General features: G+C 72.2%; 28 protein-coding genes. 14 read left to right on the top strand and 14 right to left on the bottom strand.

Going from position 1 to position 26447, the window contains the following annotated elements; genetic code table 11:
- Positions 1-122 precede the first annotated feature (122 nt).
- On the bottom strand, positions 123-1094 hold the full coding sequence (locus OHU34_RS37240; RefSeq protein ID WP_142268974.1) for an ROK family protein: 972 nt from the start codon (positions 1092-1094) through the stop codon (positions 123-125).
- Between the two features lie 232 nt (positions 1095-1326).
- On the opposite strand from OHU34_RS37240, the gene OHU34_RS37235 reads away from it, so the two are divergent.
- The 3 genes from OHU34_RS37235 to OHU34_RS37225 all read left to right on the top strand — a co-directional run bounded on the left by OHU34_RS37235 (position 1327) and on the right by OHU34_RS37225 (position 3584).
- Positions 1327-2364, top strand: a complete 1038-nt coding sequence (locus tag OHU34_RS37235) for a LacI family DNA-binding transcriptional regulator (RefSeq protein ID WP_405770499.1) — start codon at positions 1327-1329, stop codon at positions 2362-2364.
- A 6-nt stretch (positions 2365-2370) separates the two neighbouring features.
- Positions 2371-3108, top strand: coding sequence for a hypothetical protein (locus OHU34_RS37230; RefSeq protein ID WP_405770497.1), 738 nt, complete (start codon positions 2371-2373; stop codon positions 3106-3108).
- Between the two features lie 86 nt (positions 3109-3194).
- A complete protein-coding gene (locus OHU34_RS37225) occupies positions 3195-3584 on the top strand; it encodes a VOC family protein (protein ID WP_142268976.1) in 390 nt (129 codons plus the stop codon).
- 91 nt (positions 3585-3675) lie between these two features.
- On the opposite strand, the gene OHU34_RS37220 is transcribed toward OHU34_RS37225, so the two are convergent.
- Entirely contained in the window at positions 3676-4980 is a 1305-nt protein-coding gene (locus OHU34_RS37220) for a DUF6986 family protein (RefSeq protein WP_405770493.1), read from the bottom strand.
- Positions 4981-5179: 199 nt separating this feature from the next.
- On the opposite strand from OHU34_RS37220, the gene OHU34_RS37215 reads away from it, so the two are divergent.
- The gene (locus tag OHU34_RS37215; RefSeq protein WP_142268978.1) at positions 5180-6100 is read left to right on the top strand and encodes an endonuclease/exonuclease/phosphatase family protein; all 921 of its coding nucleotides are present in this window, start codon (positions 5180-5182) and stop codon (positions 6098-6100) included.
- 63 nt (positions 6101-6163) lie between these two features.
- On the opposite strand, the gene OHU34_RS37210 is transcribed toward OHU34_RS37215, so the two are convergent.
- The 4 genes from OHU34_RS37210 to OHU34_RS37195 form a co-directional block, all read right to left on the bottom strand.
- Positions 6164-7126 (bottom strand): electron transfer flavoprotein subunit alpha/FixB family protein, encoded by a 963-nt coding sequence (locus tag OHU34_RS37210; protein ID WP_020125926.1) that lies wholly within the window; start codon positions 7124-7126, stop codon positions 6164-6166.
- Positions 7127-7176: 50 nt separating this feature from the next.
- Positions 7177-7965: an electron transfer flavoprotein subunit beta/FixA family protein gene (locus OHU34_RS37205; protein ID WP_028806184.1), complete on the bottom strand. Its 789-nt coding sequence runs from the start codon at positions 7963-7965 to the stop codon at positions 7177-7179.
- Between the two features lie 218 nt (positions 7966-8183).
- A complete protein-coding gene (locus OHU34_RS37200; RefSeq protein WP_142268980.1) occupies positions 8184-8693 on the bottom strand; it encodes a flavin reductase family protein in 510 nt (169 codons plus the stop codon).
- A gap of 208 nt (positions 8694-8901) precedes the next feature.
- Positions 8902-9315, bottom strand: coding sequence for a thioredoxin family protein (locus tag OHU34_RS37195; protein ID WP_142268981.1), 414 nt, complete (start codon positions 9313-9315; stop codon positions 8902-8904).
- A 75-nt stretch (positions 9316-9390) separates the two neighbouring features.
- Between OHU34_RS37195 and OHU34_RS37190 the strand changes: the two genes are divergently transcribed.
- The 3 genes from OHU34_RS37190 to OHU34_RS37180 all read left to right on the top strand — a co-directional run bounded on the left by OHU34_RS37190 (position 9391) and on the right by OHU34_RS37180 (position 11935).
- Positions 9391-9807, top strand: coding sequence for a DUF4395 domain-containing protein (locus OHU34_RS37190; protein WP_142268982.1), 417 nt, complete (start codon positions 9391-9393; stop codon positions 9805-9807).
- Positions 9808-9995: 188 nt separating this feature from the next.
- Entirely contained in the window at positions 9996-10724 is a 729-nt protein-coding gene (locus OHU34_RS37185; protein WP_020125921.1) for a 1-acyl-sn-glycerol-3-phosphate acyltransferase, read from the top strand.
- A gap of 212 nt (positions 10725-10936) precedes the next feature.
- A complete protein-coding gene (locus tag OHU34_RS37180; RefSeq protein ID WP_142268983.1) occupies positions 10937-11935 on the top strand; it encodes a hypothetical protein in 999 nt (332 codons plus the stop codon).
- Positions 11936-11947: 12 nt separating this feature from the next.
- Here the strand turns inward: OHU34_RS37180 and OHU34_RS37175 are convergent, their stop codons facing one another.
- The 5 genes from OHU34_RS37175 to OHU34_RS37155 all read right to left on the bottom strand — a co-directional run bounded on the left by OHU34_RS37175 (position 11948) and on the right by OHU34_RS37155 (position 17168).
- Positions 11948-13192 carry a hypothetical protein gene (locus OHU34_RS37175; protein ID WP_405770488.1) on the bottom strand — a complete coding sequence of 415 codons (1245 nt, stop codon included), beginning with the start codon at positions 13190-13192 and terminating at the stop codon, positions 11948-11950.
- 48 nt (positions 13193-13240) lie between these two features.
- Complete coding sequence (locus OHU34_RS37170) at positions 13241-13834, bottom strand: transglutaminase domain-containing protein (RefSeq protein WP_405770486.1); 594 nt, start codon at positions 13832-13834, stop codon at positions 13241-13243.
- A 78-nt stretch (positions 13835-13912) separates the two neighbouring features.
- A complete protein-coding gene (locus OHU34_RS37165; RefSeq protein WP_142268986.1) occupies positions 13913-14986 on the bottom strand; it encodes a low specificity L-threonine aldolase in 1074 nt (357 codons plus the stop codon).
- Positions 14983-15729 (bottom strand): SDR family NAD(P)-dependent oxidoreductase, encoded by a 747-nt coding sequence (locus OHU34_RS37160; protein ID WP_142269922.1) that lies wholly within the window; start codon positions 15727-15729, stop codon positions 14983-14985. Before OHU34_RS37160 ends, OHU34_RS37165 begins: the two co-directional genes overlap by 4 nt.
- Before the next feature lie 41 nt (positions 15730-15770).
- Positions 15771-17168 carry a DUF6421 family protein gene (locus OHU34_RS37155; RefSeq protein WP_142268987.1) on the bottom strand — a complete coding sequence of 466 codons (1398 nt, stop codon included), beginning with the start codon at positions 17166-17168 and terminating at the stop codon, positions 15771-15773.
- A 288-nt stretch (positions 17169-17456) separates the two neighbouring features.
- Between OHU34_RS37155 and OHU34_RS37150 the strand changes: the two genes are divergently transcribed.
- Positions 17457-18140 (top strand): glycerophosphodiester phosphodiesterase family protein, encoded by a 684-nt coding sequence (locus tag OHU34_RS37150; RefSeq protein WP_020125914.1) that lies wholly within the window; start codon positions 17457-17459, stop codon positions 18138-18140.
- Positions 18141-18155: 15 nt separating this feature from the next.
- Here the strand turns inward: OHU34_RS37150 and OHU34_RS37145 are convergent, their stop codons facing one another.
- Positions 18156-18695, bottom strand: a complete 540-nt coding sequence (locus OHU34_RS37145; protein ID WP_142268988.1) for a GNAT family N-acetyltransferase — start codon at positions 18693-18695, stop codon at positions 18156-18158.
- Positions 18696-18769: 74 nt separating this feature from the next.
- Here OHU34_RS37145 and OHU34_RS37140 point away from each other — a divergent pair, with 74 nt between their 5' ends.
- Entirely contained in the window at positions 18770-19165 is a 396-nt protein-coding gene (locus tag OHU34_RS37140; protein WP_142268989.1) for a VOC family protein, read from the top strand.
- A gap of 262 nt (positions 19166-19427) precedes the next feature.
- Positions 19428-20192, top strand: a complete 765-nt coding sequence (locus OHU34_RS37135) for a VOC family protein (protein ID WP_142268990.1) — start codon at positions 19428-19430, stop codon at positions 20190-20192.
- Between the two features lie 78 nt (positions 20193-20270).
- Here the strand turns inward: OHU34_RS37135 and OHU34_RS37130 are convergent, their stop codons facing one another.
- Both OHU34_RS37130 and OHU34_RS37125 read right to left on the bottom strand, forming a co-directional pair.
- Positions 20271-20786 (bottom strand): MarR family winged helix-turn-helix transcriptional regulator, encoded by a 516-nt coding sequence (locus tag OHU34_RS37130; RefSeq protein ID WP_020125910.1) that lies wholly within the window; start codon positions 20784-20786, stop codon positions 20271-20273.
- Positions 20787-21001: 215 nt separating this feature from the next.
- The gene (locus tag OHU34_RS37125; RefSeq protein WP_405772488.1) at positions 21002-22615 is read right to left on the bottom strand and encodes an FUSC family protein; all 1614 of its coding nucleotides are present in this window, start codon (positions 22613-22615) and stop codon (positions 21002-21004) included.
- 258 nt (positions 22616-22873) lie between these two features.
- Between OHU34_RS37125 and OHU34_RS37120 the strand changes: the two genes are divergently transcribed.
- The 4 genes from OHU34_RS37120 (at position 22874) to OHU34_RS37105 (ending at position 26295) form a co-directional block, all read left to right on the top strand.
- The gene (locus OHU34_RS37120) at positions 22874-23416 is read left to right on the top strand and encodes a DUF5134 domain-containing protein (protein ID WP_142268991.1); all 543 of its coding nucleotides are present in this window, start codon (positions 22874-22876) and stop codon (positions 23414-23416) included.
- A gap of 81 nt (positions 23417-23497) precedes the next feature.
- On the top strand, positions 23498-24433 hold the full coding sequence (locus tag OHU34_RS37115) for a M56 family metallopeptidase (protein WP_142268992.1): 936 nt from the start codon (positions 23498-23500) through the stop codon (positions 24431-24433).
- A 352-nt stretch (positions 24434-24785) separates the two neighbouring features.
- Positions 24786-25457, top strand: coding sequence for a phosphatase PAP2 family protein (locus OHU34_RS37110; RefSeq protein ID WP_142268993.1), 672 nt, complete (start codon positions 24786-24788; stop codon positions 25455-25457).
- A 148-nt stretch (positions 25458-25605) separates the two neighbouring features.
- Positions 25606-26295: an HAD family hydrolase gene (locus tag OHU34_RS37105; protein WP_142269924.1), complete on the top strand. Its 690-nt coding sequence runs from the start codon at positions 25606-25608 to the stop codon at positions 26293-26295.
- The last annotated feature ends 152 nt before the right edge of the window (positions 26296-26447 follow it).

The raw sequence follows: 26447 nt of genomic DNA, 5'->3' as shown, positions 1-26447 counted from the left end.
GCCGGTGCCCGCGCCGTCCCCGGTCACCCGGCGCACAGACGAACACCGGCAACCCGGTCCGCCACCGCCCCGCACACCACGGCGACACAGGAAACGTTTTTCCAGGAGGCCGCCCGTCGGCGTCAGACCCCCGCCGCCGTGGCGCCCGCCCCCGCCCCGGCCCCCGCGCTCGCCGACAGCGCCGCCGCGGCCGCTCCCACCAGGCCCGCGTCCGTGCCCATCTGCGCCGGCGTCACGGTCAGGCGCTGGACGAAGGAGAGGGTGGCGTAGTGGCGGAGCGCCCGGCGCAGGGGGGCGAACAGCACCTCACCCGCCTTGCCCACGCCCCCGCCGATCACCGCGATGTCGATCTCGACGAGGGTCGCGGTGGCCGCGATGCCGGCGGCCAGGGCCTGGGCGGCCCGCTCGAAGGACGCCACCGCGACCGGGTCGCCCGCGCGGGCGGCGGCGGCCACCGCGGCCGCGGAGGTGTCGCCGTCGGGGCCGGGCAGCCAGCCGTTCTCCAGGGCCCGGCGGGCGATGTGGGGCCCGCTGGCGATGCGTTCCACACAGCCGCGGCCGCCGCACGGGCACGGGTCCCCGTCGAGTTCGACGCTGATGTGGCCGATGTGTCCGGCGTTGCCGGTGGGGCCGGGGTGCAGTCGGCCGCCCAGCACCAGACCGCCGCCGACGCCGGTGGAGACCACCATGCACAGCGCGTTGTCGTGCCCGCGGGCGGCGCCCTGCCAGTGTTCGGCCGCGGTGATCGCCACGCCGTCGCCGATGAGTTCGACGGGGAGGTTCCCCGTCACCGCCCGGACCCGGTCGACCAGCGGAAAGTCGCGCCAGCCGGGCACGTTCACCGGGCTGACGGTACCCGCCGAGGCGTCCACCGGACCCGCGCTGCCGATGCCGACGGCTCGGACGCGCCCCCACCGCGGAGCCGCGGTCAGCTCCGCCAGCGTCTCCTCGACGGCCCGCATCACGGTGTCGCCGTTCTCCTGGGCGGGCGTGGGGCGCTGCGCGCGGGCCAGGATCGTGCCGTCGCCGTCCACCAGCGCTCCGGCGATCTTGGTGCCGCCGATGTCGAGCGCGGCCACGAGGTCGGTGTACATCAGTCTGGTTTCTCCCGGTCCACCATGGAAGGGCTGGCCGGTCCAGCGATTGGGGGACGCGGGCCGGAGATGCGGTGGACAGTCTCTCCCGCATCTGACAACGTTGTCCAGGCTCTATGCTCGACGCCACATCCTCATACACACCCTGGGACCCACGCATCCCCGTGCGCAACATCTTGTGGACGGCGTGCATGGCCGACCTCCCGTGGACGACAGGACAGGACACAGCATCGTGCCCGAGACGCAGCGCCGGCCCGAGAGCCGCTACGGCAACCGTCCCACCATGAAGGACGTCGCCGCTCGCGCCGGAGTCGGCCTCAAGACGGTCTCCCGCGTGGTGAACGGCGAGCCGGGCGTCACGCCCGAGACGGAACGCCGTGTCCAGGAGGCCATCGACGCGCTCGGCTTCCGCCGCAACGACAGCGCCCGGGTGCTGCGCAAGGGCAGCACGGCCAGTATCGGCCTGGTCCTGGAGGACCTCGCCGACCCGTTCTACGGGCCGCTCAGCCGCGCGGTGGAGGAAGTCGCCCGCGCCCACGGCGCCCTGCTCATCAACGGCTCCAGCGCCGAGGACCCGGACCGGGAGCAGGAACTGGCGCTGGCGCTGTGCGCGCGCCGGGTGGACGGTCTGGTGGTGATCCCGGCCGGCGACGACCACCGGTATCTGGAGCCCGAGATCAAGGCGGGCGTCGCGACGGTGTTCGTGGACCGGCCGGCCGGGCAGATCGACGCCGACTGCGTCCTGTCGGACAACTTCGGCGGCGCCCACGAGGGCGTGACCCATCTGGTGGCGCACGGCCACCGCCGGATCGGCTTCATCGGCGACATGCCCCGTATCCACACCGCCGCCGAGCGTCTGCGCGGTTACCGGACGGCGATGGAGGACGCCGGCATACCGGTCGAGGACGCCTGGATGTCACTGGGCGCCACCGATCCCCTGCGGGTGCGCCGCGCGGCCGAGGACATGCTGTCCGGCCCCGCGCCGGTCACGGCGATCTTCTCGGGCAACAACCGGGTGACGGTCACCGTGATCCGGGTGCTCGCCGAGCGGGCCCGGCGGGTCGCCCTGGTGGCCTTCGACGACCTGGAGCTCGCCGACCTGCTCCAGCCGGGGGTCACGGTGGTCGCCCAGGACGCGGCCACGTTGGGCCGTACCGCCGCGGAGCGCCTGTTCGGGCAGCTGGACGGCACTCTCATCACCCCCGAGCGCATCGAACTGCCGACCCGGCTCGTCACGCGCGGCTCGGGCGAGCTGCCGCCGGCCGACTGAGACGCCGTGGACGCCCGCGACGACCACCGCACACTTCGCGCGCTGGGCCTGGCCGACGCGCCGCGCGACCACCCGCTGAGCTATCCCGGCGCCTGGCCGGCCAGGTCCGGGCTGCTCCACGGGGACGAGCTGCTGCCGCTGGACCGGCTGACACATCCCGGCCGCACTCCGGTCGTGGCCGTCGGTTCCAACGCCAGTCCAGCCCAACTGCGGCACAAGATGGCCGAGTTCGAAGTCACCTCACCGATCCCCATGGTGAGGGCCCGGGTGACGGGGATCGATGTCGGCGTCTCGGCGCATGTCAGCCGCGTGGGCTATGTGTCCGCGTCCCCCGTCGACGCCCCCCGCGTCACCCGCGAGTTGTTCGTCATCTGGCTGGACCCGGAGCAACTCGCCCTGATCGACGCGACGGAGCCGAACTACGACCGGGTCCTGCTGCCCGCTCCGGGTTTCCGGGTCGAGCTGGAGAACGGCGAGGCGCTCCTCGACTCGTTCGCGTACGTGAACCATCATGGTGTGCTGCACAACGGCGACGGCATCCCGCGCCGCCATCCCGGGCAGCGCGCCCTGATCGCCGAACTCCTCGCGCGGTCAACGGCGTTGCGGGAGCTGTTCGGGGCGACCCCGGAGGAGTTCTGCGCCCGCGCCAGGGCCGACGCGCGGCTGTGCGAACGGGGTACCCGGCTGTTCGCGGAAGAGAAGCTGGTGACCGCGTCCGGCCTGGAGCACCTGCACGTCCGATAGAATGATCGAACGGCATCGCGTGTCGGTCACCGGCCGGGTGAGGCATGGAGGTGCCCGTGAGTTTGCCTTACGGAGGCATTCCACACATGTCAGTCGAGTTGAACCACACCATCGTCCACTCCCGCGACAACCGCGAGTCCGCCGAGTTCCTGGCCCACATCCTGGGACTCGAAGTCGGGCCCGAGTGGGGCCCGTTCGTCCCGGTGAACACCAGCAACGGCGTCACCCTGGACTTCGCCGCCATCCCGGTGGAGTCGATCGTCATGCAGCACTACGCGTTCCTCGTCTCGGACGAGGAGTTCGACGCGGCCTTCGAGCGGATCGAGCGGGCGGGGATCACGTACTTCGCCGATCCGCACGGCAAGCAGCCGGGTGAGATCAACCATCACCACGGCGGCCGGGGTGTGTACTTCATGGATCCCGCCGGGCACGGCATGGAGATCATCACGACCCCGTACACCTTTCCTGAGCAGTAGTCGCCCCTGAGGGCCGGTGGCCGGTCGGCGTCTCTCACGCCGGCCGGTCACATCTCCTGCGCGCTGTCGCCTGCCGCCTTTGCCTGCCGCCCTACTGTCCGGAGACCGTCAGATCACCTCGGCGCGGCGTCGCGAAGCTCTCCAGGGCCGCCCGGCCGAGCCCGGTGGCGCCGCTCACCTCGGCGAGGTCGAGGGCGCCGCAGTCCAGGCCGCGCAGCAGGTAGCCGCTGAGGGCCTTGGCGGTCGCGGGCTCGTCCATCACATCGCCACCGGCCCGGTTGGCGTACCGCGCGAGCCGCTCGGCGGCCTGGGCGAAGCCCTCCCGGTAGAAGGCGAAGACGGCCGCGTAGCGGGTGGGGATGTGGCCGGGGTGCATGTCCCAGCCCTGGTAGTACGCGCGGGACAGGGCGCGGCGGGTGAGTCCGTAGTGCAGCCGCCAGGCGGCGTGCACCTGCTCGGTCGGGCCGACCGGCAGCACGTTCGTGGAGCCGTCCGAGACGCGTACCCCGGTGCCGGCCGCCGCGACCTGCATGACCGCCTTGGCGTGGTCGGCGGCGGGGTGGTCGCTGGCCTGGTAGGCGGCGGAGACGCCGAGACAGGCGCTGTAGTCGAAGGTGCCGTAGTGGAGGCCGGTGGCGCGTCCCCGGGCCGCCTGGATCATCCGGGCGACCGTCGCGGTGCCGTCGGTGGCGAGGATGGACTGGCTGGTCTCGATCTGGATCTCGAAGCCGAGCCGTCCGGCGTCGAGGCCCCGCGCCCGCTCGAAGGCCTCCAGGAGCCGGACCATCGCGGTGACCTGCTCCGGATAGGTCACCTTCGGCAGGGTCAGGACCAGGCCCTCGGGAAGGCCGCCGTTCTCCATCAGGCCGGTGAGGAAGATGTCGAGGGTGCGGATGCCCCGGTCGCGCACCGCGGCCTCCATGCACTTCATGCGGATGCCCATGTACGGGGCCCCGGTGCCCTTCGCGCTCGCCTCCGCGATCAGCCGGGCCGCGCGGGCGGCCGTCGCGTCCTCCTCGGCGTCCGGACGGGGGCCGTAGCCGTCCTCGAAGTCGACGCGCAGGTCCTCGATGGGCTCGCGCTCCAGCTTGGCCCGCACGCGCGCGTACACGGGCTCTGCGAGGTCCCGGGAGAGGCCGAGACAGGCGGCGAAGGACGCCGCGTCGGGGGCGTGCTCGTCGAGCGCGGCGAGGGCCCGGTCGCCCCAGGAGCGGATGGTGTCGGCGTCGAAGGCGTCGCCGGGGACGTAGACGGTGTGGACGGGCTGCCGGGTGCCGGGGTCGCCGGGGTAGCGACGGTCGAGTTCGGCGTCGACCGGGGCGAGGGAGGCACTGATCTCCTCGCTGACGGCGCCCGCGAGGCTCGTCGTGACCGTCTCCTGCTGGCCCTGACCCATTCCACACCCTCCGGTTTTTCCGCTGTACGGAATCAACAATCCGTAGAGCGAAGTTATCCGTGCAGCTTCCGGCAGGTCAACACCCTGTCCACGGCGCGGTCCCCACGCTCGGCGGCACTCACCGGTACACCGCCTCCCCCGTCTCCCTCTTCCGCACAACCGTCCTCACCTTCATCCTGTCTCACAAGGGAGGGAACATATGACCGGCACCACGGGGCAGACCCGGCGGGCGGGGCTGCGCACGGCCCTGGCCGTCCTTGCGACCGTGCCCGTGCTGGGCACGGCAGGGTCGTCCGCCACCCGCCACGAGAGCCCGGCGCGCGGGGCACTTCAGCCCGCGCCCGTGCCGCCGCTGGAGGTCATGACCTTCAATCTGCGCTACCCGGGCGCCAAGGACGCCCACACCTGGGCGGTCCGCCGTCCGGTGATGCGCGCGCTGCTGCGCCGGGCGGCTCCGCACGTCATCGGCACCCAGGAGGGCCTGCCGGCCCAGTTGCGCGACATCGAGACCGACCTGGGTCCGCACTACGACTGGATCGGCAAGGGCCGCAGCGTGGAAGACCCGGAGGCGGTGGCCGTCTTCTTCGACACCCGTCGGCTCGCCCCGGTCGAGCACGCGCACTTCTGGCTCTCCGACACACCCGAAGTGCTCGGCTCCAACACCTGGGGGGCGGACTACCCCCGCATGGTGACCTGGGTCCGCTTCCGCGATCTGCGCGCGCGGCAGGACTTCTACGTCCTCAACACCCATCTCGACAACGCCAGCCAGTACGCGCGCGTGCGCTCCGCCGACCTGATCGCCGCACGGATCGCGCGCCTCGACCGCTCCCTGCCGCTGCTGCTGACCGGCGACTTCAACGCGGTCGCCCACGTCAATCCGGTCTACGACCGGCTGCTGGCCGCCGGGCTGGTCGACACCTGGGACACGGCACGCGCGCGTGGCGGGGCCTACGCGACCTACCACGGGTACAAGCCGCTCACGCCGAACGGGGACCGCATCGACTGGATCCTGGCGACACCGGGCGTCACCGTCCACCGCGAGTGGACGGACACCTTCCACCTGGACGGCCAGTACCCGAGCGATCACCTGCCGGTGCGGGCCTCGATGACCCTGGAATGAGCCGAGGCCCCCGTGACCGGTACGGTCTCGGGGGCCTCGGACAGTCCTGCGACGGCCGGGTGATCAGCCCTTGCGGGTGTTGATCTCCTCGGTGAGCTGCGGGACGACGTCGAACAGGTCGCCGACGACGCCGTAGTCGACCAGGTCGAAGATCGGGGCCTCGGCGTCCTTGTTGACGGCCACGATGGTCTTCGAGGTCTGCATGCCGGCGCGGTGCTGGATGGCGCCGGAGATGCCGTTGGCGATGTAGAGCTGCGGCGAGACGGACTTGCCGGTCTGGCCGACCTGGTTGGTGTGCGGGTACCAGCCGGCGTCCACCGCGGCGCGGGAGGCGCCGACGGCCGCGCCGAGGGAGTCGGCGAGGGACTCGATGAGGGCGAAGTTCTCGGCGCCGTTGACGCCGCGGCCGCCGGAGACCACGATCGCGGCCTCGGTCAGCTCCGGACGCCCGGTCGACTCACGCGGCGTGCGGCCGGTGACCTTGGTGCCGGTGGCCTGGGCGGAGAAGGTCACCGCGAGGGCCTCGACGGCGCCGGCGGCCGGGGCGGCCTCGACGGCGGCCGAGTTCGGCTTCACGGTGATGACCGGGGTGCCCTTGGAGACACGGGACTTGGTGGTGAAGGACGCGGCGAACACCGACTGGGTGGCCACCGGGCCCTCGTCGCCGGCCTCCAGGTCGGTGGCGTCGGTGATGATGCCGGAGCCGATGCGCAGCGCCAGACGGGCGGCGATCTCCTTGCCCTCGGCGGAGGACGGGACGAGGACGGCGGCCGGGGAGACCGACTCGACCGCGGCCTGGAGCGCGTCGACCTTCGGTACGACGAGGTAGTCGGCGTACTCGGAGGCGTCGTGGGTCAGCACCTTCACGGCGCCGTGCTCGGCGAGCGCGGCGGCGGTGTTCTCGGCGCCCGCGCCGAGGGCGACGGCGACGGGCTCGCCGATGCGGCGGGCCAGCGTCAGCAGCTCCAGGGTGGGCTTGCGGACGGCACCGTCCACGTGGTCGACGAAGACGAGGACTTCAGCCATGGGATTGCTCTCCTGCGAAACGAAGTTGAGGGGCGGTCGGCGAAGGGCCTTTAGATGAACTTCTGGCCCGCGAGGAACTCGGCGAGCTGCTTGCCGCCCTCGCCCTCGTCCTTGACGATCGTGCCCGCGGTGCGGGCCGGACGCTCGGTCGCGCTGTCGACCGCGGTCCAGGCACCCTCGAGGCCGACCTCTTCGGCCTCCAGGTCCAGGTCCGACAGGTCCCAGGACTCGACCGGCTTCTTCTTGGCCGCCATGATCCCCTTGAACGACGGGTAACGCGCCTCGCCCGACTGGTCGGTGACCGACACGACGGCCGGCAGGGAGGCCTCGAGCTGCTCGGAGGCGGCATCGCCGTCCCGGCGGCCCTTGACGGTGCCGTCCTCGACGGAGACCTCGGAGAGCAGGGTGACCTGCGGGACGCCCAGGCGCTCGGCCAGCAGGGCCGGGACGACGCCCATGGTGCCGTCCGTGGAGGCCAGGCCGGAGATGACCAGGTCGTAGCCGGCCTTCTCGATCGCCTTGGCCAGCACCAGGGAGGTGCCGATGGCGTCGGTGCCGTGCAGGTCGTCGTCCTCGACGTGGATCGCCTTGTCGGCGCCCATGGAGAGGGCCTTGCGGAGCGCGTCCTTGGCGTCCTCGGGGCCCACCGTCAGGACGGTGATCTCCACGTCGTCGTCGGAGTTCTCGGAGATCTGCAGCGCCTGCTCGACCGCGTACTCGTCGAGCTCGGAGAGCAGACCGTCCACGTCGTCCCGGTCGACGGTCAGGTCATCGGCGAAGTGCCGGTCGCCAGTGGCGTCGGGCACGTACTTCACAGTGACAACGATCCTCAAGCTCACGCCGGCTCTCCTACTGCATCGTCAGTTCTCGGCTGCCTTCTTCCAGGCAGCATAGGCGCCACAAGCGGCCGATCCCGGTCGGGGCGGCCCGCGCTCCGACCGAAATATTACTCGTCAGTACACCCAGTTCGTTCCCGCTAAGCAAGCGCTTTGAACTGTGACCTTTGCAACGCAGCGTAATCGGAACTCGACGAGTTCGCAGGAAGGCCCGGCAGTGATCAATCCCGCAGGGCGGTGAACCGCCCCTGGTGGTAGAGCAACGGGCGGCCCGCGCCCTCCGGGTCACCGAGGACCACCTCGGCCAGCACGATGCGGTGATCGCCCGCCGGGACCCGCGCGACGACCCGGCACACGAGCCACGCCAGCACGTCGTCCAGTACCGGAACACCCTGCGGACCGTCCCGCCAGGCGGTCGGCGCGCCGAAGCGGTCGGCGCCGCTCCTGGCGAATGTGGCGGCCAGCTCCTGCTGGTGCTCGCCGAGTATGTGGACGCCCACGTGCGTGGCCCGGGAGAGCACGGGCCAACTGGAGGCTCCGGTGCCGATGCCGAAGGAGAGCATCGGCGGCTCGGCGGAGACGGAGCTGAGCGAGGTCGCGGTGAAGCCGACCGGGCCGCTCTCGCCGGAGGCGGTGATCACGGCGACCCCCGCGGCATGCCGGCGGAAGACGGAGCGCAGGAGGTCGGGAGAGGCCAGGCGGGGGGAACCGAGGCCGGGTATGACGGTCATGGGGTTGTCCTTCTGCGGGAAGTGGCGGGCCGGGCCGTGGGTGCTCAACGGGCCGGACAGCGCGCGCTCGCGGTACGGACCAGGTCCACGTGGACCCGGCCGTGGAGAAGGAGTTCCTCAGACATACGGTCAGGCTGACGATAGGTGGCGCGCACAGTCAAGTACGTTCCGGCATCTGGGAGATGCCTCACCGTCCCCCGCGGGCGGCTCACACCGCCTCCCCCAGGGCCGCGATGACGTCCGCCTTGCGGGGCTGGCCTGCTGCCCGTCGGACGATGTGACCGTCGGCGTCGAGCACCAGGACGGTCGGGGTCTTGAGGATGTCGAGCTCGCGGACGAGGTCCAGATGCGCCTCGGCGTCGATCTCTATGTGGGTGACTCCGGGGACCACGTCGGCCACCTCGCCGAGGACCCTGCGGGTGGCCCGGCAGGGCGCGCAGAAAGCGCTGGAGAACTGCACGAGCGTGGCCCGTTCGCCGAGTTCGCCGCCCAGCCGGTCGGCTCCGAGCCGTTTGCCGTCGTCGCGCCCGCGCACCCGCACCCTCCCGCTCCGCCGCTTGTGCAGCACTCCGTAGGCGCTCGCCGCCGCGAGCACCGCCACACACACCAGCAGTCCTGCCATCAGGTCCTCCAGCGTTCACGAGACTGCAAAGATTCCCGACCCCAGGAATCGTTTCCGTTGCGGAATGCTTGATTCATGGACATCGATGCGAGGGGCCCGCGCTTCGGGGCCGCCGTGACGACCGTAGTACTCGCGGTCGTGCTGATCAGCGGCGACGCCTGGCTGCTGGCGTGGCAGACGCTGGCGTTCGCGCTCGGCGCGGCGGGCGGGGTGGGTCGTTCACCGTACGGCTGGGTGTTCCGCAGGGCCGTGCGGCCGCGGATCGGGCCGCCGACCGAGTTCGAGGCGCCGGAGCCGCCCCGGTTCGCGCAGGCGGTGGGTCTGCTGTTCGCGGGGGTCGGACTCGCCGGCCTCACCCTGGGGCCCGACTGGCTGGGCCTCGCGGCGACCGGGGCGGCGCTCGCGGCCGCCTTCCTCAATGCCGCTTTCGGGTACTGCCTCGGATGCGAGATGTACCTGCTCGTACGGCGGGTCGCGGTACGCGCGGAGTAAAGGCGGCCTAAAAGCCCGAGGTCGATCAAGGGGGTGAAGTGACGAGGATCTCGCCCTTCCCGGGCACCAGGGCTGGCTCCCCGGCCGTTCTTCGGGCACGATCTGCGAGATGCCGTAAACCTACGGCTGCGTAACTTTGCCGCCGGGAGCCCCTCCCCGGCAAAGAGAAGGAAGGGTTCGCCCCGCCCATGGCAGAGATTGTCTACCGCCCCGTCGTCGGCCTCGCCCAGACGTTGTTCAAGGCCTGGGACCTCAAGATCGACTGCAAGGGTTCGGAGAACATCCCGCGCTCGGGTGGAGCCGTGCTGGTGAGCAATCACATCAGCTATCTCGACTTCATCTTCGACGGTCTGGCCGCGCTCCCGCAAAAACGTCTCGTTCGTTTCATGGCGAAGGAATCCGTCTTCCGCCACAAGATCTCCGGCCCGCTGATGCGCGGGATGAAGCACATCCCGGTGGACCGCAACCAGGGCGAGACGGCCTACGCGCACGCCCTGGAGTCGCTGCGCTCCGGCGAGATCGTCGGGGTCTTCCCCGAGGCCACCATCTCGCAGTCGTTCACGCTCAAGAGCTTCAAGTCGGGCGCGGCCCGGATGGCCCAGGAGGCGGGCGTCCCGCTGATCCCGGTGGCCCTGTGGGGTACGCAGCGACTGTGGACCAAGGGACACCCGCGCAACTTCAAGCGCAGTCACACCCCGGTCACCATCCGGGTCGGCGAGGCCATCGAGGCCTCCCGCGACAAGTACGCGGGTGCGATCACCCGGCAGCTGCGCGAGCGTGTCCAGGAGCTTCTGGAGGCCGCTCAGCGCGCCTACCCCGTCCGTCCCAAGGACGCCAACGACACCTGGTGGATGCCGGCCCACCTCGGCGGCACGGCCCCGACCCCGGAGCAGGTACGCGCGGCCGAGGCCCGCTGACGCGGTTCGTGCGCCTACGGGCCCCGGCCGGCATGCGCCAGGCCGGGCCCCGTTTGCGTGATCCCGCGCCCGGTGCGCGCCGCGGCGGCCGATAGGGTCCCGGCCATAACGGGAAGCCGGATGCCGGGGCGCCGAGCGTCCGTCGGGCCCGGCTGTTGTCTGCCGGACGCGCTACGGGGGCGAAGATGCGGCGTTGGGTCAAGGTGTCGGTCGTGGCTGCTGCCGTGCTCGCTCTGGGCGGCTGGATCGCCCAGCCGTACGTCCACCAGTGGTGGGTGATCCGCACCGCCTGCGACGGCATACTGCCCGACGGCGCCGTCCGCGACCTCGTTCCCGAGGACGCCCGGGTCACGGGTGCCGAGGCGGGCGGGGTGAAGGCGCTCGGCGACTACGGCTGCGAGGTCACCGTCGCGGGCGACCACGGTGCCGACCGGCGGCTCCTGTCCCTGTACGCCTACACCCGGCGCGACGACGTGGACCGCGAGTTCATGTCCGCCTTCCCGGAGAACGGATTCGACTCCCAGGCGGCGATGCCGGCCGGGCTGCCCGGCTTCGTCTCCCGCCTCGGCACCCTCGAGTTCCTGCTGCCCTGTCCCGACCTGGGCAAGGACGCCGACGGCCGGCAGCGCAAGCTGCTGGTGCACGCGGGCGTCAGCCGCAACGGCTCCGGGCGTCGGCCCGCCTCCTACGAGGTCGCCGTGGCCTTCGCCAACTCCGCCTCGAAGCGCCTGGGTTGTGGCGCAGAGCCGCTGAGGGCACCGGGGGGCGTCAGCCCGGCCGACCCCGGCGAGGACGAACCGAGGAAGGTCACCCTGGCTTCCGCCCGGGACACCGCCTGCGGCTGGCTGGCCGGGGCGGGGCTGCCGGACCCGACGCAGTGGAAGCTCGACGTCCGGCTCACCGACGCGGCGCCGACCGGTGGTTGCGAGGTGACCATCGAGGACGAGACCACTGGCGGCGGACCGAAGGGCATGGGCTTCGTCGCCTGGTTCGGGGACTGGAGCAACCGGCTCGTCTCCGGCAACGGCTCCGACCGTCCGTCCCCCACCGCGAGCGCCCGCTGTGCCGGCGAGGCCGCCCACTTCGGACTCGACGCCTCCGACGACCTCCCGGGGGTCGATCAGGCGAAGAAGCGGGCGCTGCTGCGGGCCTTCGCCGCCGCACAGGTGGAGCGGCGGGGCTGTACCGGCCTCGAGGTGGACGACGCCTGACACGGGTCGTCGTCAGATCGTCAGCCAGAGCGCCCGTACGTAACGGTCGTCGATGGCCTGCCGCATGACGTCGGCCCGCTCCTTCGGGACCTTCCGTGCCGTCGCCCAGGAGGACACCACCCTGAGCAGTTGGTGCCGGGCGTCCATCAGGTCACCGCTTACCCGGCCCGCGTACCGGGCGGCGATCCCGGCCATCGGCGGGCGGGTGGTGACCTGCGTGGTGTGGGCGGGATAGACGCCGGGCGTGTACCGGCCGACGGCCGCGTCGAAGGCGGTGACGTCGGCGATGGTGCCGTCGCGGGCGTAGCGCGCCCGGTACTTCATCAGGGCGCCGACCCGGTCGGCCATGTGCTCCAGGTCGCTGTCGACCCAGTAGGTGTCGGGCGTCTCGTACCCGTCCTTGCTCGGCTTCGGGTGGTAGTGGGGGTCGCGCCCCTGCCCGTCGAGCCGCTCCAGGTAGTAGGCCAGCCAGGCGCGCTCGGCGGAGTAGAGGATCGCGAAGGCCTCGGGGTCCTCGGCCAGTTCGGCGAACAGTTCCTCGGGTTCGGCCTCGATGTCCGAGTAGGGCTGGGTGTGTTCGAAGTCGGCGTGTGCCTCGCCGGGCGCGAGGAAACGGCCGTACGTGGTCCAGCCCTCGTCGTCGAGGCCGGCTTCCCCGGCGGGGACCGCGGGCCGGACGGCGTCGTCGTCGGAGCGCGTCCAGCGGTGCTGGTCGACGACGTACTGGGCGAGCATCCGGGCCACCCCGGGGGCCATCCCGTCGGGCAGTTCGACGCCGTTCAGGGCGGCGGCCACCGCGAAGGCGCCGCGTGCCTGGGCCAGGGTGTGCGGGTTCTCGGTGCCGGTGGCGCGGGTGGCCGCGTCCACGAGCCGGCCCAGCACCTCGCCGCCGTCGCCGCACGGGTGCTCGTACACGAGGAGGTCGCGCACGGCGTCGAACCGGGCGAGGTCGTCGCCCGGGTCGAGCGCGCGGGTCGCGGCCGCCGGGTCCTCGGCCAGGGCGCGGGTGGCGGCGGGGAGCTCCCGGCAGGGTGTCTCGTCCCCGGAGGCGGCGAGGACGATCGGGACGGTGGTGGCGGTCGCGAGAAGGGCCAGGGCCGCGGCGGAGCCGAGCAGCGGGTGCTTGCGCAGCCGGGCGAGGAGTCGCCGCCGGCCACCGGCCGGGGCGCTCGGCCCGCTCGGCTCGGGCGGGGCGTCCTGTCCCAGATCCTCGTTCCCGTCCGCACCGGCCTCTCGGGCCTCTCCCCCGTCACCCATGCCGGGGAGGTTAGCGACCGCGACGGCCGTGGCCCGCGGCGGGGGTGGTCACAGTGCGGTGGGGAGGGTCTTCCACAGGTGCGGGCGGTCGGGGGCGGCCCGCAGGGCGCCGAGGACGCCCGGATGCGGAATGGCGTAGAGGCCGGGGTAGTCCAGCTCGCCCGCCGCGGCGTCGGGCAGGAAGGCCAGGTGTTCGCCGTCCAGGGAGAACCGCGCGTCCACACCCGGTTTGTTGCCGCGTGGGTCCTGGCGGTGCCAGGCCCCGTTGAAGCGCACGGCGACGAGCCCGTGGAGGGCGTATCCGGCGCCCGCGTCGTGCACGAACCGCTGGTAGCACAGCGCGGTCGGGATGTCCTCGGCCCGCAGCAGGGCGGCCAGGGCATGGGCCTTGGCGTGGCAGATGCCGGTGCCCTGTTCCAGCACGTCCGAGGCGCGCCAGGTCACGCGCGGGTCGCCGACGTCCTGCGAGTGGGGAATCGTGTCTCGGACGAAGTCGAAGGCGAGGTTCGCATAACCATACGAGTCCTTCGCATCCTTCGCGAGGCGCGCGGCCGTGTCCCGCACCAGCGGATGGTGATGGTCGATGACCTCGTCAGCAGCCAGATAGGCCGAGAGGTCAGGGTTCTCCTGGATCAGCTCCATGAGGGGAGAGCATAGGAAAGCGATCACCCGAGAGTCAATGACTTTTCAGGTGACCGCATACCTATGCAATCGACGTCCTTACGACCGGGCCATCTCTTCCTTGACCGCGGCGACGAAGGTGTCCACGTCCTCTTCTGTCGTGTCGAACGCGCACATCCAGCGCACGACACCTGCCGCCTCGTCCCAGAAGTAGAACCGGAACTTCTTCTGGAGCCGCTCGCTCACCTCGTGCGGGAGCCGCGCGAACACGCCGTTGGCCTGCACGGGGTACAGGATCTCCACGCCGTGCACGGCCCGCACGCCCTCGGCGAGCCGCTGCGCCATCTCGTTGGCGTGGCGGGCGTTGCGCAGCCACAGGTCCTTGGCCAGCAGGGCCTCCAACTGCACCGACACGAAGCGCATCTTGGAGGCGAGCTGCATGGACAGCTTGCGCAGGTGCTTCATGTGGCGGACGGCGTCCTGGTCGATGACGACGACCGCCTCGCCGAACAGCGCGCCGTTCTTCGTCCCGCCCAGCGAGAGGAGGTCGACGCCGACGGCGTTGGTGAACGTCCGCATCGGGACGTTCAGCGAGGCCGCCGCGTTGGCTATCCGGGACCCGTCCAGGTGCACCTTCATGCCGTGCGCGTGGGCGTGGTCGCAGATCGCGCGGATCTCCTCGGGCGTGTAGAGCGTGCCCAGCTCCGTGCTCTGGGTGATCGAGACGACCTGCGGCATCGCGCGGTGCTCGTCGTCCCAGCCCCAGGCCTGCTTGTCGATCAGCTCGGGGGTGAGCTTGCCGTCCGGGGTGGGCACGGTGAGCAGCTTCAGGCCGCCCATGCGCTCGGGCGCGCCGCCCTCGTCGACGTTGATGTGCGCGCTCTCGGCGCAGATCACCGCACCCCAGCGGTCGGTGACCGCCTGGAGCGCGACGACGTTGGCACCGGTGCCGTTGAAGACCGGGAAGGCCTGCGCCGTGGCACCGAAGTGGCTGCGGATGATCCCCTGGAAGTGCTCGGTGTAGTCGTCCTCGCCGTACGCCACCTGGTGGCCGCCGTTGGCCAGGGCCAGGGCGGCCATCACCTCCGGATGGGCCCCGGCGTAGTTGTCGCTGGCGAAACCGCGGACCTCCGGGTCGTGATGGCGCCGTGCGTCGGTCTTCGGAGGGTTCACGGCTTCTCGGTGAGCCACAGACGCTGTCCGTTCACTTCGGGGGCGGGCTTGTCCCAGACTCCGGTGATGGCCTCGGCCAGATCCTTGACGTCGGTGAAGCCCGCGAACTTCGCGTTGGGGCGGTCGGCGCGCATCGCCTCGTGCACCAATGCCTTCACCACCAGGATCGCAGCCGCGGAGGTCGGGCCCTCGGCACCCCCGGCCTTGCGGAACGCGTCGGCGAGCGCCAGGGTCCAGGCCTCGGCGGCGGCCTTGGCGGCGGCGTACGCGGCGTTGCCCGCGGAGGGGTTCGAGGCGCTGGCGGCGCTGATCAGCACGTACCGGCCGCGGTCACTGCGCTGGAGGCCCTCGAAGAAGGCGAGCGAGGTGTGCTGCACGGTCTTGACGAGCAGCAGTTCCAGGAAGTCCCAGTCGTCCAGGCTGGTCTTGATGAACGTCTCGCTGCCGCGCCAGCCGCCGACGAGATGGACCACGCCGTCGATCCGGCCGAAGTCCTTCTCGACGCGCTGCGCCCAGTCCCGGGTCGAGTCCAGGTCGAGCAGATCGACCGGCTCACCGGTGACGGTGGCGCCCCCGGCCCCGTAGCGGGCCGCGTCGACGGCCTCCGCCAGGCGCTCGGGGTCGTTGTCCGCGCCGGCGACGATCGCGCCGGCCTCGGCGAGACGGAGCAGCGCCGCCCGGCCGGCCGGTCCGCCCGCACCGGCCACCGCGATCACCGCACCGCTGAGAGCCCCGTTCCCCATGGTCTTCGCCTCCTGAGCAGTGTTCTCGGTACGCAGGTCGCTCACGCGGCGATCCGCTCGGCGCCGTCCGCCGTGATGCCCCGGGTCGAGGCGATCACGCTCTTGAGCTTCTTGGACAGTGCCTCATAGAACATGCTCAGCGGAAACTCGTCCGGAAGCACGTCGTCCACGAGTTTGCGGGGCGGCTGGGTCAGGTCCAGGGCGTCGGGGCCCTTGGCCCACTTGGAGCCCGGGTGCGGGGCGAGGTAGGCGGAGACCAGCTCGTGGGCGGCGAACCAGTGGACGAGCTTGGGGCGGTCGATGCCGTCGCGGTACAGCTGCTCGATGTCGGCGCACAGCTCGTTGGTGACCTGCGGGGCGCGCTGCCAGTCGATGTGCAGCTTGTTGTCGGTCCAGCGGACGACGTCGTGCTTGTGCAGGTAGGCGAAGAGCAGCTGGCCGCCGAGGCCGTCGTAGTTGCGCACCCGGTCTCCGGTGACCGGGAAGCGGAACATGCGGTCGAAGAGCACCGCGTACTGCACGTCACGAGCCTGCGGAACGCCGTCGGCCTCCAGCTTCACGGCCTCCTTGAAGGCGGTGAGGTCACAGCGCAGCTCCTCCAGGCCGTACATCCAGAACGGCTGGCGCTGCTTGATCATGAAGGGGTCGAAGGGCAGGTCGCCATGGCTGTGGGTGCGGTCGTGGACCATGTCCCACAGGACGAAGGCCTCTTCGCAGCGCTTCTGGTCATGAACCATGGCGGCGATGTCCTCGGGCAGCGAGAGGCCCAGGACGTCGACGGCCGCGTCGGTCACCCGGCGGAAGCGGGCCGCCTCGCGGTCACAGAAGATGCCGCCCCAGGAGAAACGTTCCGGCGCCTCGCGGACGGCGATGGTCTCGGGGAAGAGGACGGCGGAGTTGGTGTCGTAGCCGGCCGTGAAGTCCTCGAAGGTGATGCCGCAGAACAGCGGGTTGTCGTAGCGGGTGCGCTCCAGCTCGGCCAGCCACTGGGGCCAGACCATGCGCAGCACGACCGCTTCCAGGTTGCGGTCCGGGTTGCCGTTCTGCGTGTACATCGCGAAGACGACCAGGTGCTGGAGCCCGTCGCGACGGTTCGCGGCGGGCTGGAAGGCCAGCAGCGAGTCGAGGAAGTCCGGCACCTCGAAGCCGCCGTCGGCCCAGCCCCGCAGGTCCTTGACGAGCGCCCGGTGGTAGTCGGCGTCGTGCGGGAGCAGCGGGGACAGCTCCTCGACGGCCTCGATCACCCGCAGGACGGCCTGCTCGGCGTCCGTGCGCGGCGGTGCGCCCTCGGCCGCGAAGTCGATCGACCCGTCCTTCGACTGCCAGGGCCGGATCTGTTCCACGGCATCCTTGAGCACGCGCCACGCCGGGTGCTCAACCACCCTGTCCGCCGGAGGAACCTGCTCCCCCGTAGCCGCCTGCACAAGAATTTCCGTCATGTCCCATCCTTCACTGGAGAAGCTCGCGTCAGGACACCGTATGCATATGAGGATTCCTCCAGCAAGTGGGACCTCCGGAAATTATCCTGCACTCCCGCACCTTCACCGCACTTTTTCCTGCCTGACACCGAAGATGCGGCTACTTCCACTAGCGCCTGTCCAGCGGGTCGGATCTGCGGCCCGGGCGGGTAGAGGAACCCTCGGTGCACGCTCATGTCCTTGACGGCCCCCGGGCCACTAGGCTGCGTGCTCCTCCAGCCCAAACCGTCGACGGAAGCGGGTCGTGTCTTGAACTTCCTCACCATCGGTCACCGCGGAGTCATGGGTGTCGAGCCCGAGAACACCCTTCGTTCCTTCGTCGCCGCGGAGCACGGCGGCCTGGACGTCATCGAACTCGATCTTCATCTGAGCAAAGACGGTGCTCTGGTGGTCATGCACGACGCCGATGTGGACCGGACGACCGACGGGACCGGCCCCATCGCCGACCAGACGCTCGCGGAGCTGCGGACCCTCGACGCGGGCCGCGGCGAGCGCGTGCCGTTCTTCGAGGAGGTCCTGGACGCCGTGCGGCTCCCGCTCCAGGCCGAGATCAAGGACGTCCAGGCCGCGCGGGCCCTTGCCGAGGTGATGCACGCGCGGGCCCTGGTGGACCGCGTGGAGGTCTCCTCCTTCCACGACGAGGCCGTCGCCGAGATCGCGCGCCTCGTCCCCGGGGTGCGCACCGCGCTCATCGGCAGCCGCTACGGCCTCGACATCGTCGACCGTGCCGTGGAGGCCGGCGCGGCGACGGTCTGTCTCAACCTGCGCCGGCTCACCCTGGAGATCGTCGAGGAGGCACGGAAGCGGGACCTGCGGATCATCGGCTGGGTGGTCAACACCCAGGACCAGTTGCGGCTCGTCCGGGCCCTGGAACTCGACGGCGCGACCACCGACTACCCGGAGATCAGGCGCACGGGCCGCTTCACGGCCTAGGCCGGGTCCCGACGGTCAGAGGAGCTCCTTGACCAGCAGCTCGAACCGGAGGTCGTCGCGCTGCGGGATGCCGAAGCGCTCGTCGCCGTAGGGGAAGGGGGTCATGCGACCGGTCCGCCGGTAGCCGCGACGCTCGTACCAGGCTATGAGGTCCTCGCGTACCGAGATCACGGTCATGTGCATCTCGGTCACGCCCCAGTTCTCGCGGGCCTGCCGCTCGGCCTCCGCCATGACCGTCTTGCCGAGGCCGCCGCCCTGGACCGCGGGACTGACGGCGAACATGCCGAAGTAGGCGTGGTCACCGCGGTGTTCCAGCTGGCAGCAGGCGACGATCCGGCCCTGCTGCTCGACGGTGAGCAGGCGGCTGTCCGGCGCCTTGATGACCGCGAGCACGCCGTCGGGGTCGGTCCGCCGGCCCTGGAGGATGTCGGCCTCGGTCGTCCACCCGGCCCGGCTGGCGTCTCCGCGGTAGGCCGACTCGATGAGCGCGACGAGCGCGTCCACGTCGGCGTCGACGGCGTCGCGGAAGGTGAATTCGGTGGCGGCGGTGTCCATGCGGGCGTTCTCCGGTCTCTGACTCGGCTGGGGCACCGCCGAGCGTAGACCCTGCGCCGGTAGGCTCCGGCTGCATGGTGCACGTACTCAGCAGTAGGACCCTGCTCCGGCCGACCGACCCCGAGCGTTCCCGTGTCTTCTACGGCGAGCAGCTCGGCCTGGCGGTCTACCGCGAGTTCGGGACGGGGCCGGAGCGCGGGGTCGTCTACTTCCTCGGCGGCGGCTTCCTGGAGGTCTCGGGCCGCTCGGAGACACCGCCGGATCCCGCCGCCGTACGGCTGTGGCTGCAGGTGCCGGACCTGGCGGCGGCGCACGACGAGCTGCGTGCCCGGGAAGTGGAGATCGTCCGGCCGCCGGTGCGGGAGCCCTGGGGGCTCCTCGAGATGTGGATCGCCGATCCGGACGGCACGCCGATCGTTCTGGTGGAGGTACCGGCGGACCATCCGATCCGGTACCGGCCGGGAATCTGAGCCGATCGGGCACGGCGGGGAGTCCGGGTCGATCCGTACCCACCGGAGACCGGGGTGGATCCGGGACCCCGGCCCCGCCCTGCCTGCCCGCGGCCGAGCAGGCGCCCTGCTGCCCACAGCCGACCGACGAGGAGATCCAGCGGCGGGTCGCGAGGCCATCGGGCCAGGCCGGAGCCTGTTTCCGGGCCTCGGCGGCCACCGGATGCCGTAGCGCGGACCGAGGCATAGCGTGCTGAAGGGGGCCCCTTTCGGAAGGAACGCCATGAAGCTCGACGCGCCCGTGCCCGGCGGGCCCTGCTGGGCCGAGCTGGGGACCAGTGACCTGGAGGCGGCTAAACGGTTCTACGCGGCGCTCTTCGGCTGGCGCGCGGAGACGGATCCGCGCCAGGAGGCGGGCGGCTACACGGTCGCGCACCTCGGCGAAGCGGCCGTCGCCGCACTCAGCCCCCTGTACCAGGAAGCACAGCCGTGCGCCTGGAACGTGTCGTTCGCGGTGACCGACGCGGATGTCAGCGCGCGGCTGCTCACGGAGGCCGGGGGCAAGGTGCTGGTCGGCCCGATGGACGTCTTCGACGTGGGTCGTTTCGTGGTCGCCCTCGATCCCGGTGGCGCCGCGTTCCAGCTGTGGCAGGCGCGGACCTTCCCGGGCGCCGGGCTGTTCAACGCACCCGGTTCGCTCGGCTGGGTCGAGCTGCTGACCCGCGATCGCCACCGGGCGGAGACCTTCTACACCACGGTGTTCGGCTGGACCGTCCGCTCCTCGGAGAACTACCTCCAGTGGGGCGTCGGGGGCGCGGACTTCGGCGGCATGATCACGATGGACGAGAAGTTCCCGCCCGAGGTGCCCCCGCACTGGCTGCCGTACTTCGCGGTGACGGACGTGGACGAGTCCACCGGGACGGCGGTGGAGGCGGGCGGCACCGCCCTGATGGAACCGACCTCGGTGCCGGACGGTCCACGCATCGCCGTACTGCGGGACCCGCAGGGCGCGGTGTTCGGTGTGTACCGGGCGGGAGACGAGGGGTGAACGCGACGGACGACCGTCGACGGGGCGCGGCCACCCGGTCGGCCCGGTCCCGTGTCCGGTCCCGCGTCGACGCGGCGTTCAGACCCGCAGGGCCCGCATGTGCCCCTCTAGCCGACTCAACAACTCGCCCAGCAGATCGGCCAGTTCGCCCTGTCGGCCGTCGTCCAGGGCGGACAGCACGGCACTCTCGTAGACGAGCTGCTCGGGCATGATGCCGTCGACGAGGTCCCGCCCGGCGTCGGTGAGGCGGAGGTGCGCGACACGGCGGTCCCGGGTGTCGACGCGACGCTCGACCAGTGCGCGCTCGGTGAGCTGCTTGAGCCGCTTGGTGACGGCGGCCCCGGAGGAGAAGGTCTCACGGGCCAGTTCGCCGGGCGTCAGCTCGTGGCCGGTGCGGCGCAGCGCGCCGAGCAGGTCGAACTCCGCTCGGCTCAGGCCGGCCCGGCGCAGGGGGGCGTCCTCGGCCTGCTGGAGGAGCGCGGCGCAGCGGTTGACGCGGCCGATGATCTCCATGGGGCCGGTGTCGAGGTCGGGCCGGACCGTCTGCCACTGCCGTACGACAGCGGCGACAGTGTCGTTCCGTACCGGCTCCACCGGCTCTGACGGCTCTGACGGCTGTGCCCGCCGTACCGGATCGCCGCTGCCCGTCCGGCCACCGTTCCCCCGCCCGTCGCCGCTCCGCGCGCGGTCACCGGTGGTTCCGGGGCCGCCGGCCGCCGGTTCCGCTCCGGTCACCGGTCTTTCCCCCGGCCCGGCCGCCGGTCCTTCCCCCGCCCCGTTCCCGGCCGCCGCCCGTCCCTGCGTCGCCGTCATCGCCGTACGTCCTCCGCTCCCGTGCTCGCGTCCCGGTCCAGGAGCAGTCCCTGGCGCCGTACCGTCGCCGCGAGCGTACGGTGTCCGGACTGTTCGGCCGCGACGACCCGCTCCTCGGGCAGCGCCCGCTGCCACCACTCGCCGGACGCGGCGTCGGCGGTGGCGCGCAGGTCGACCAGCGCGGCGGCGAGGCCGCGGCGGGCGGACTCCAGGGCGCCGGCGGCGGGACGCGGCTCCGCCAGGAGGCGGGCGGCCTGCTCGCGGGCCCGTTCGGCGGCCGTCAGGGCGTGCCCGAGGCGGTCGCCGGCCCGGCGGTTCGTGACGGCGACCGCGGCGACGAAGCCGACCACGGCGCCGACGAGGGTGTCCACCAGCCGCTCGGTGATCAGTCGGCCCGAGTCCTGGACCTGCGCGAACTCGGTGATGAGCAGCGCCATCGGGGTCACGCAGACGCTGCCGAGCCAGTAGTTGCGGCTGATCAGCGCCTCGGCGCCGAAGTTCAGGGCGAGGCAGACCAGGACGAGGGCGGCCTGGGTGAGATGGGCGAGCGGGACGAGCGCGGCGAAGGCGAGCACGCCGACCAGATTGCCGACGACGCGCTGGACTCCACGGCTCCAGGTGAGCGTGATGTTCGCCTGGTAGAGGGATGCGGCGGTGACCAGGGCCCAGTAGGGGCGGCCGACTCCGACGGCGAGAGAGGCGTACCCGGCGAGGGCACAGCCGAGGGCGGTGCGTGCGGCGATCGGCGCGAGAGGGCCGAGGCGGAGCCACAGCGGCGGTTGCCCGGTGGCGAGTTCGGCGTCGACGCCGAGGAGTTCGTCGTCGTCCACCAGATCGCCCGGATGCGGGACCGGGCCGGTGCCGCGCAGGTCGCGGGCCCAGTCGCGCAGCCGCTTCGGGTCGGTGTCGGCGGGGGCGGCCAGGGCGATCTCGGCGCGGACGACGAGACGTTCCAGGGCCCGCCGACTCTCCGTGGCGCGGGCCGCCAGCAGGGTCTGCCAGGCGGCGTGCACGGCGGCGGCTGCGGCGGCGCGGGTCCGGGCGTGGCCGTCGCCGGGGCCGTCCGTGGCGGCGTGGGCTGCGGCCGCGTTCAGGGCGTGGGCGGTGGCGCGGCGCTCGGGACCGTGCGGCCGCAGCAGGCCGGGCGCCATGCCGATCAGCCAGGCCCAGGCACCCGCGGCGAGTGCCAGCCCCAGGTGGCCGGGGACCTGCCCGAGGGACTGCGGGGTGAACAGTGCGGCGGAGCTGATGAAGGTGAGGACGACGTTGGCGGGCGGGCCGAGGCGGGTCGCGTCACAGAGCGCCTTCTGCGCGGCCGCCAGCAGGGCGCCGACGGTGACCAGGACGGCGGCGTCGCTCGTCAGCGAGGCCGTGAGCAGGGCGACCGCCAGCCCGGCGGTCATGCCCAGCACCACCCAGGCAAGGACACGGGCCCGGGCCGCGTAGGGGCGGTTGTGGGCGTACAGCGCGCACAGGGACCCGGCCATCGTGTACATCGCCAGGTCCAGCCGCCCGAGGGCCAGCAGGATCAGGTTCGGCGGGGCGACGGCGGCGATCACGCTCAGGGCGGGCTTGAACCAGATGTCGGAGGGCCTGCCGAGGCGCAGCACTCCGGCGATCGGGAGGCGGCGTCCCGGGCGCCGCCTGCGCCGACGGCCGTGCTGCCCGCCGCGCGGTTGCGGGCGGGCTTCGGGGCGGGGGTGCTGCGGGGTCGCACTGCTCATACGTACCAATTTAGCATGTGTTTTATCCGTGAAATACTTCGTGCTCCGTCGAATGCCCCCCGTGTACATCCTTGCGCCCGCGTGCGCACGGTGTGCCGTGGGCATCGCATCCCTCGATTGCGAACGTCGAGCGGGGAGGTGCGCGTGCACGGACCGGCTTCGCCCGGCTGGCTGCTGGTGGCGCTGTGTGCGGCGACCGGGGCCTACTGCCTGCTGCGGATGCGCAGCGCGGTCGAGGAACAGCGCAGGGCCGCGGGCGGCGAGGCGCTGATGGGCTTCGGGATGGCCGCGATGGCCGTGCCCGCGGCCGCGTTCACCCCACCCGCGTGGGCCTGGCCTGCCTTCGCGGCGGTCTTCGGGGCGGCCGCCCTGCGGGCCCTGTGGGCGGCCCGCGTCAGCGCCCACCACCTGCACCACCTGGTCGGGGCCGGGGCCATGGTCTACATGGCGGCCGTGATGGCCGCCGCGCCCGCGCACCAGCACGGACACGGCGGCTCCGGCGTCCCGCTGCTGACGGGGGTGCTGCTGCTGTACTTCACCGGGTACGTGCTGCTCGCCGGGGTCCGGCTGCTGCCGGCGGCCGGGACGGGTGGCGCCGCCGTGGCCTGGAGCGACCGGCCCGAGGTTGCGCGGGCGTGCCGGCTGTCGATGGGGATCGGGATGCTCGCCATGCTGCTGACGATGTGAACCCAACTCGGGCGTGGTCTACGTCACTTCGCTGTGACAAGCCGTACCCCTGAGCGGTACGCCGCTCATAGGCTGCTGCCCATGATGGTCCCCGCGGTACTGCTGCTGCTCGGTGCCCTGACCGCCGTGATCGCCCCCCGGCTGATCGCCCGGGCCGACTGGCCGGACCGCGAACCGGTGGTCGCGCTGTGGGCGTGGCAGTGCGTGGTGGCCGCGGTCCTGCTGTGCTGTGCGCTGTCGATGACGCTCAGCGCGGCGGCGGCCTGGCAGGCGGTGCGCGGCCATGTCTTCGCGCCGGCCCCGCGCTCGGTGGTGGAGGCGTACGCGCTGGGCGCGACGGGCCCCTGGGCGGCCGCGACAGCGGTGGCGCTCGCGTGCGGAGGGCTGTGGAGCGGCGCGATGCTCGTACGGGAGGTGCTGCGGAGCCGGGCGGGGCGACGATCGCGGCATGCCGAACTCCGTTTGCGTGCGCCGCTGTTGCCGGGCGAGGAGTCCGCGTCCGGCCGACTGCTCGTCCTGGAGGGTGAGCGGCCCGACGCCTGGTGGCTGGCAGGCGCGGCACCCCAACTCGTGGTCACCACAGCCGCGTTGCGGCGCCTGAAGGGGCGCCAGCTGGATGCGGTGCTGGCGCACGAGCAGGGGCACGCCCAGGCACGTCACGACTGGTTGCTGCACTGCTCGACCGCACTGGCCACCGGCTTTCCGCAGGTACCGGTGTTCGCTGCGTTCCGCGACGAGATGCACCGGCTGGTCGAGTTGTCGGCCGACGACATGGCCTCCCGGCGCTTCGGCCGACGGACGACCGCGCTGGCCCTGGTCGAACTCAACGAGGACCGGGGCGTGTTCGGCCCCTCCCCCGCCCCGCAGGCCCATGTCCCGCAGCGCGTGCACCGGTTGCTCACACCGCCCGACCGCCTCACCGCGGCCCGCAGACTACGACTGACGGCGGGAGCCTCCCTCGTACCGGTGATCCCGGTACTGGTGACCCTGGTCCCCGCCCTCCGGGCGGTGGGCTGAACCCCACGGCCCCGAGACCCCGCCCAGGAGCCGGAACCAGCGCTCCGGAGACGGCCGGGCTCCCCCTGACCGGCCGACCGACCGTCTCGGAGGCCCGGCGGGACACTCCGCCTCCCACGGCACGTCCACCCCACCGGCCGGAACCACCACTCCCCGAACCCGAGCCGCCCCCTGAACAAGCCATCCCGGGGTCATCACCAGCAGCACCCCCGGGCACCGCCTCGTCACCCCACCCGGCCGACCGAACCACCCCGGCCCCGCACCGGCTCCGGAACAGGGCCGACCGCCCGGAACCCGGACCGAGCGCGCCCCGGGTTCGCTTCCGGCCCCATCGGTCGGCGAGGATCTCCGTATGCCCCATCCGACCGTCGACCGCCCGCCCCGCCGCCCGGCCCTGCGCACGCCGCTCCGGACCGCACTGGTCCTGGGGCTGTGTTCGGCCCTGCTCCTCGCCCTGGTCGCGGCCGACTGGCATCCCCTGATGTCCGCCGACGGCGACATCTCCCGCACCACCCACCGCTGGGCCGTCGCCGACCCCGACGTCACCCAGGCCTGCCGCATCCTCACGGACTGGGTCTGGGACCCCCTGACCATGCGTCTGCTGGTCGCGGCGGTGGCCGTGTGGCTGGTGTGGCGGCACGGGGCCTGGTGGACCGCCGGATGGCTGGTCGTCACGGCGGCGGTGGGCACACTGCTCCAGCAGTCCCTCAAGGCGGGGGTGGGCCGCGCCCGCCCGGTCTGGCCCGACCCGGTCGACTCCGCCCACTACGCGGCGTACCCCTCCGGGCACGCCCTGACGGCCACGGTGGTGTTCGGTCTCCTGCTGTGGCTGCTGCACCGGCACGGCGTCGCCCCCGTCGTGTGGCGTACGGCGCTGGCGGTGGCGGTGGTCTCCGTGGCTGGCGTGGGACTGACCCGGATCTGGCTGGGCGTGCACTGGCCCTCGGACGTCCTGGGCGGCTGGCTGCTGGGCGCCTTGCTGGTGGCGCTGGCGATCGCGGCACACCTGCGCTGGCGACCGTGACCCTGCCGGGGCGAGGTGGCGGCGGTACGGCTACGCGGGTCCGCAGGACGTGCGGCGGGCGGTCGTTCCGGTCGTGCTCGGCGCGGGCGGGATCTCGTTCCGCCATACCCCGCTCGGCGGGCTGATTCATAGACTCGGCGCCATGCGCATGAGAGCCGTGTTGTTCGACTTCTCCGGGACCCTGTTCCGCATCGAGTCCGCCGAGTCCTGGCTGCGGGCGGTGCTGGAGGCGGCGGGCGTCGCGCTGCCCGCCTCGGAGCTCGCCGAGAAGGCGCGGGCGCTGGAGACGGCCGGCGCGCTGCCGGGCGGGGCGAGTCCGGTCCGGCTGCCCGCCGGGGTCGCCGAGGTGTGGCGGGTGCGGGACGAGAGCGCGGAGCTGCACCGGGCCGCGTACACCGGCCTGTCCCGTCAGGTGCCGCTGCCGGATCCGGCGCTGCACGACGCCCTGTACGAACGGCACAGGATCCCGGCGGCCTGGGCGCCGTACCCCGACGCCCTCGACGTGCTGAGCGGGTTGCGCGAGCGCGGGCTCCGGGTCGGCGTGGTCAGCAACATCGGCTGGGACCTGCGGCCGGTGTTCCGGGAGCACGGCCTCGACGGGTACGTCGACGCGTACACGCTGTCGTACGAGCACGGGTTCCAGAAGCCGGACCCCCGGCTGTTCACGGTCGCGTGCGAGGCGCTGGACGCCGATCCCGGCGGGACCCTGATGGTGGGCGACGACCGACGCGCGGACGGCGGGGCGGCGGCGCTGGGATGCGCGGTGCACTTCGTGGACCACCTGCCGGCGGCCGAACGTCCGGACGCGCTGCGGACGGTGCTGGACCTGGTGGGGTGACCCGACGGCCTCGGCCCGCCCCCTACCGAAGGTCGCCTGAGGCCACCATTACGAGCGAAGCACGCCCACTCTGGACGATCCCCCGCGTCGCCCAGAGCAGGCGGCAGCCCGGTGCGCTCCGTAGCGGAACCCCACCGGGTTGGCCCTGAGTA

This window comes from Streptomyces sp. NBC_00080 (genome assembly GCF_045041255.1).
GTDB classification, from domain to species: Bacteria; Actinomycetota; Actinomycetes; order Streptomycetales; family Streptomycetaceae; genus Streptomyces; species Streptomyces coriariae.
Note: the sequence above shows the minus strand (reverse complement) of the source record. Positions and strands in the feature narration are given on the sequence as shown.

Coding starts and splice junctions, on each gene's coding strand:
- OHU34_RS37240 (WP_142268974.1), bottom strand. CDS start 1,094: ATGTACACCGACCTCGTGGCCGCGCTCGACATCGGCGGCACCAAGATC.
- OHU34_RS37225 (WP_142268976.1), top strand. CDS start 3,195: ATGTCAGTCGAGTTGAACCACACCATCGTCCACTCCCGCGACAACCGC.
- OHU34_RS37220 (WP_405770493.1), bottom strand. CDS start 4,980: ATGGGTCAGGGCCAGCAGGAGACGGTCACGACGAGCCTCGCGGGCGCC.
- OHU34_RS37215 (WP_142268978.1), top strand. CDS start 5,180: ATGACCGGCACCACGGGGCAGACCCGGCGGGCGGGGCTGCGCACGGCC.
- OHU34_RS37210 (WP_020125926.1), bottom strand. CDS start 7,126: ATGGCTGAAGTCCTCGTCTTCGTCGACCACGTGGACGGTGCCGTCCGC.
- OHU34_RS37200 (WP_142268980.1), bottom strand. CDS start 8,693: ATGACCGTCATACCCGGCCTCGGTTCCCCCCGCCTGGCCTCTCCCGAC.
- OHU34_RS37195 (WP_142268981.1), bottom strand. CDS start 9,315: ATGGCAGGACTGCTGGTGTGTGTGGCGGTGCTCGCGGCGGCGAGCGCC.
- OHU34_RS37190 (WP_142268982.1), top strand. CDS start 9,391: ATGGACATCGATGCGAGGGGCCCGCGCTTCGGGGCCGCCGTGACGACC.
- OHU34_RS37185 (WP_020125921.1), top strand. CDS start 9,996: ATGGCAGAGATTGTCTACCGCCCCGTCGTCGGCCTCGCCCAGACGTTG.
- OHU34_RS37175 (WP_405770488.1), bottom strand. CDS start 13,192: ATGGGTGACGGGGGAGAGGCCCGAGAGGCCGGTGCGGACGGGAACGAG.
- OHU34_RS37170 (WP_405770486.1), bottom strand. CDS start 13,834: ATGGAGCTGATCCAGGAGAACCCTGACCTCTCGGCCTATCTGGCTGCT.
- OHU34_RS37160 (WP_142269922.1), bottom strand. CDS start 15,729: ATGGGGAACGGGGCTCTCAGCGGTGCGGTGATCGCGGTGGCCGGTGCG.
- OHU34_RS37155 (WP_142268987.1), bottom strand. CDS start 17,168: ATGACGGAAATTCTTGTGCAGGCGGCTACGGGGGAGCAGGTTCCTCCG.
- OHU34_RS37145 (WP_142268988.1), bottom strand. CDS start 18,695: ATGGACACCGCCGCCACCGAATTCACCTTCCGCGACGCCGTCGACGCC.
- OHU34_RS37140 (WP_142268989.1), top strand. CDS start 18,770: ATGGTGCACGTACTCAGCAGTAGGACCCTGCTCCGGCCGACCGACCCC.
- OHU34_RS37135 (WP_142268990.1), top strand. CDS start 19,428: ATGAAGCTCGACGCGCCCGTGCCCGGCGGGCCCTGCTGGGCCGAGCTG.
- OHU34_RS37115 (WP_142268992.1), top strand. CDS start 23,498: ATGATGGTCCCCGCGGTACTGCTGCTGCTCGGTGCCCTGACCGCCGTG.
- OHU34_RS37110 (WP_142268993.1), top strand. CDS start 24,786: ATGCCCCATCCGACCGTCGACCGCCCGCCCCGCCGCCCGGCCCTGCGC.
- OHU34_RS37105 (WP_142269924.1), top strand. CDS start 25,606: ATGAGAGCCGTGTTGTTCGACTTCTCCGGGACCCTGTTCCGCATCGAG.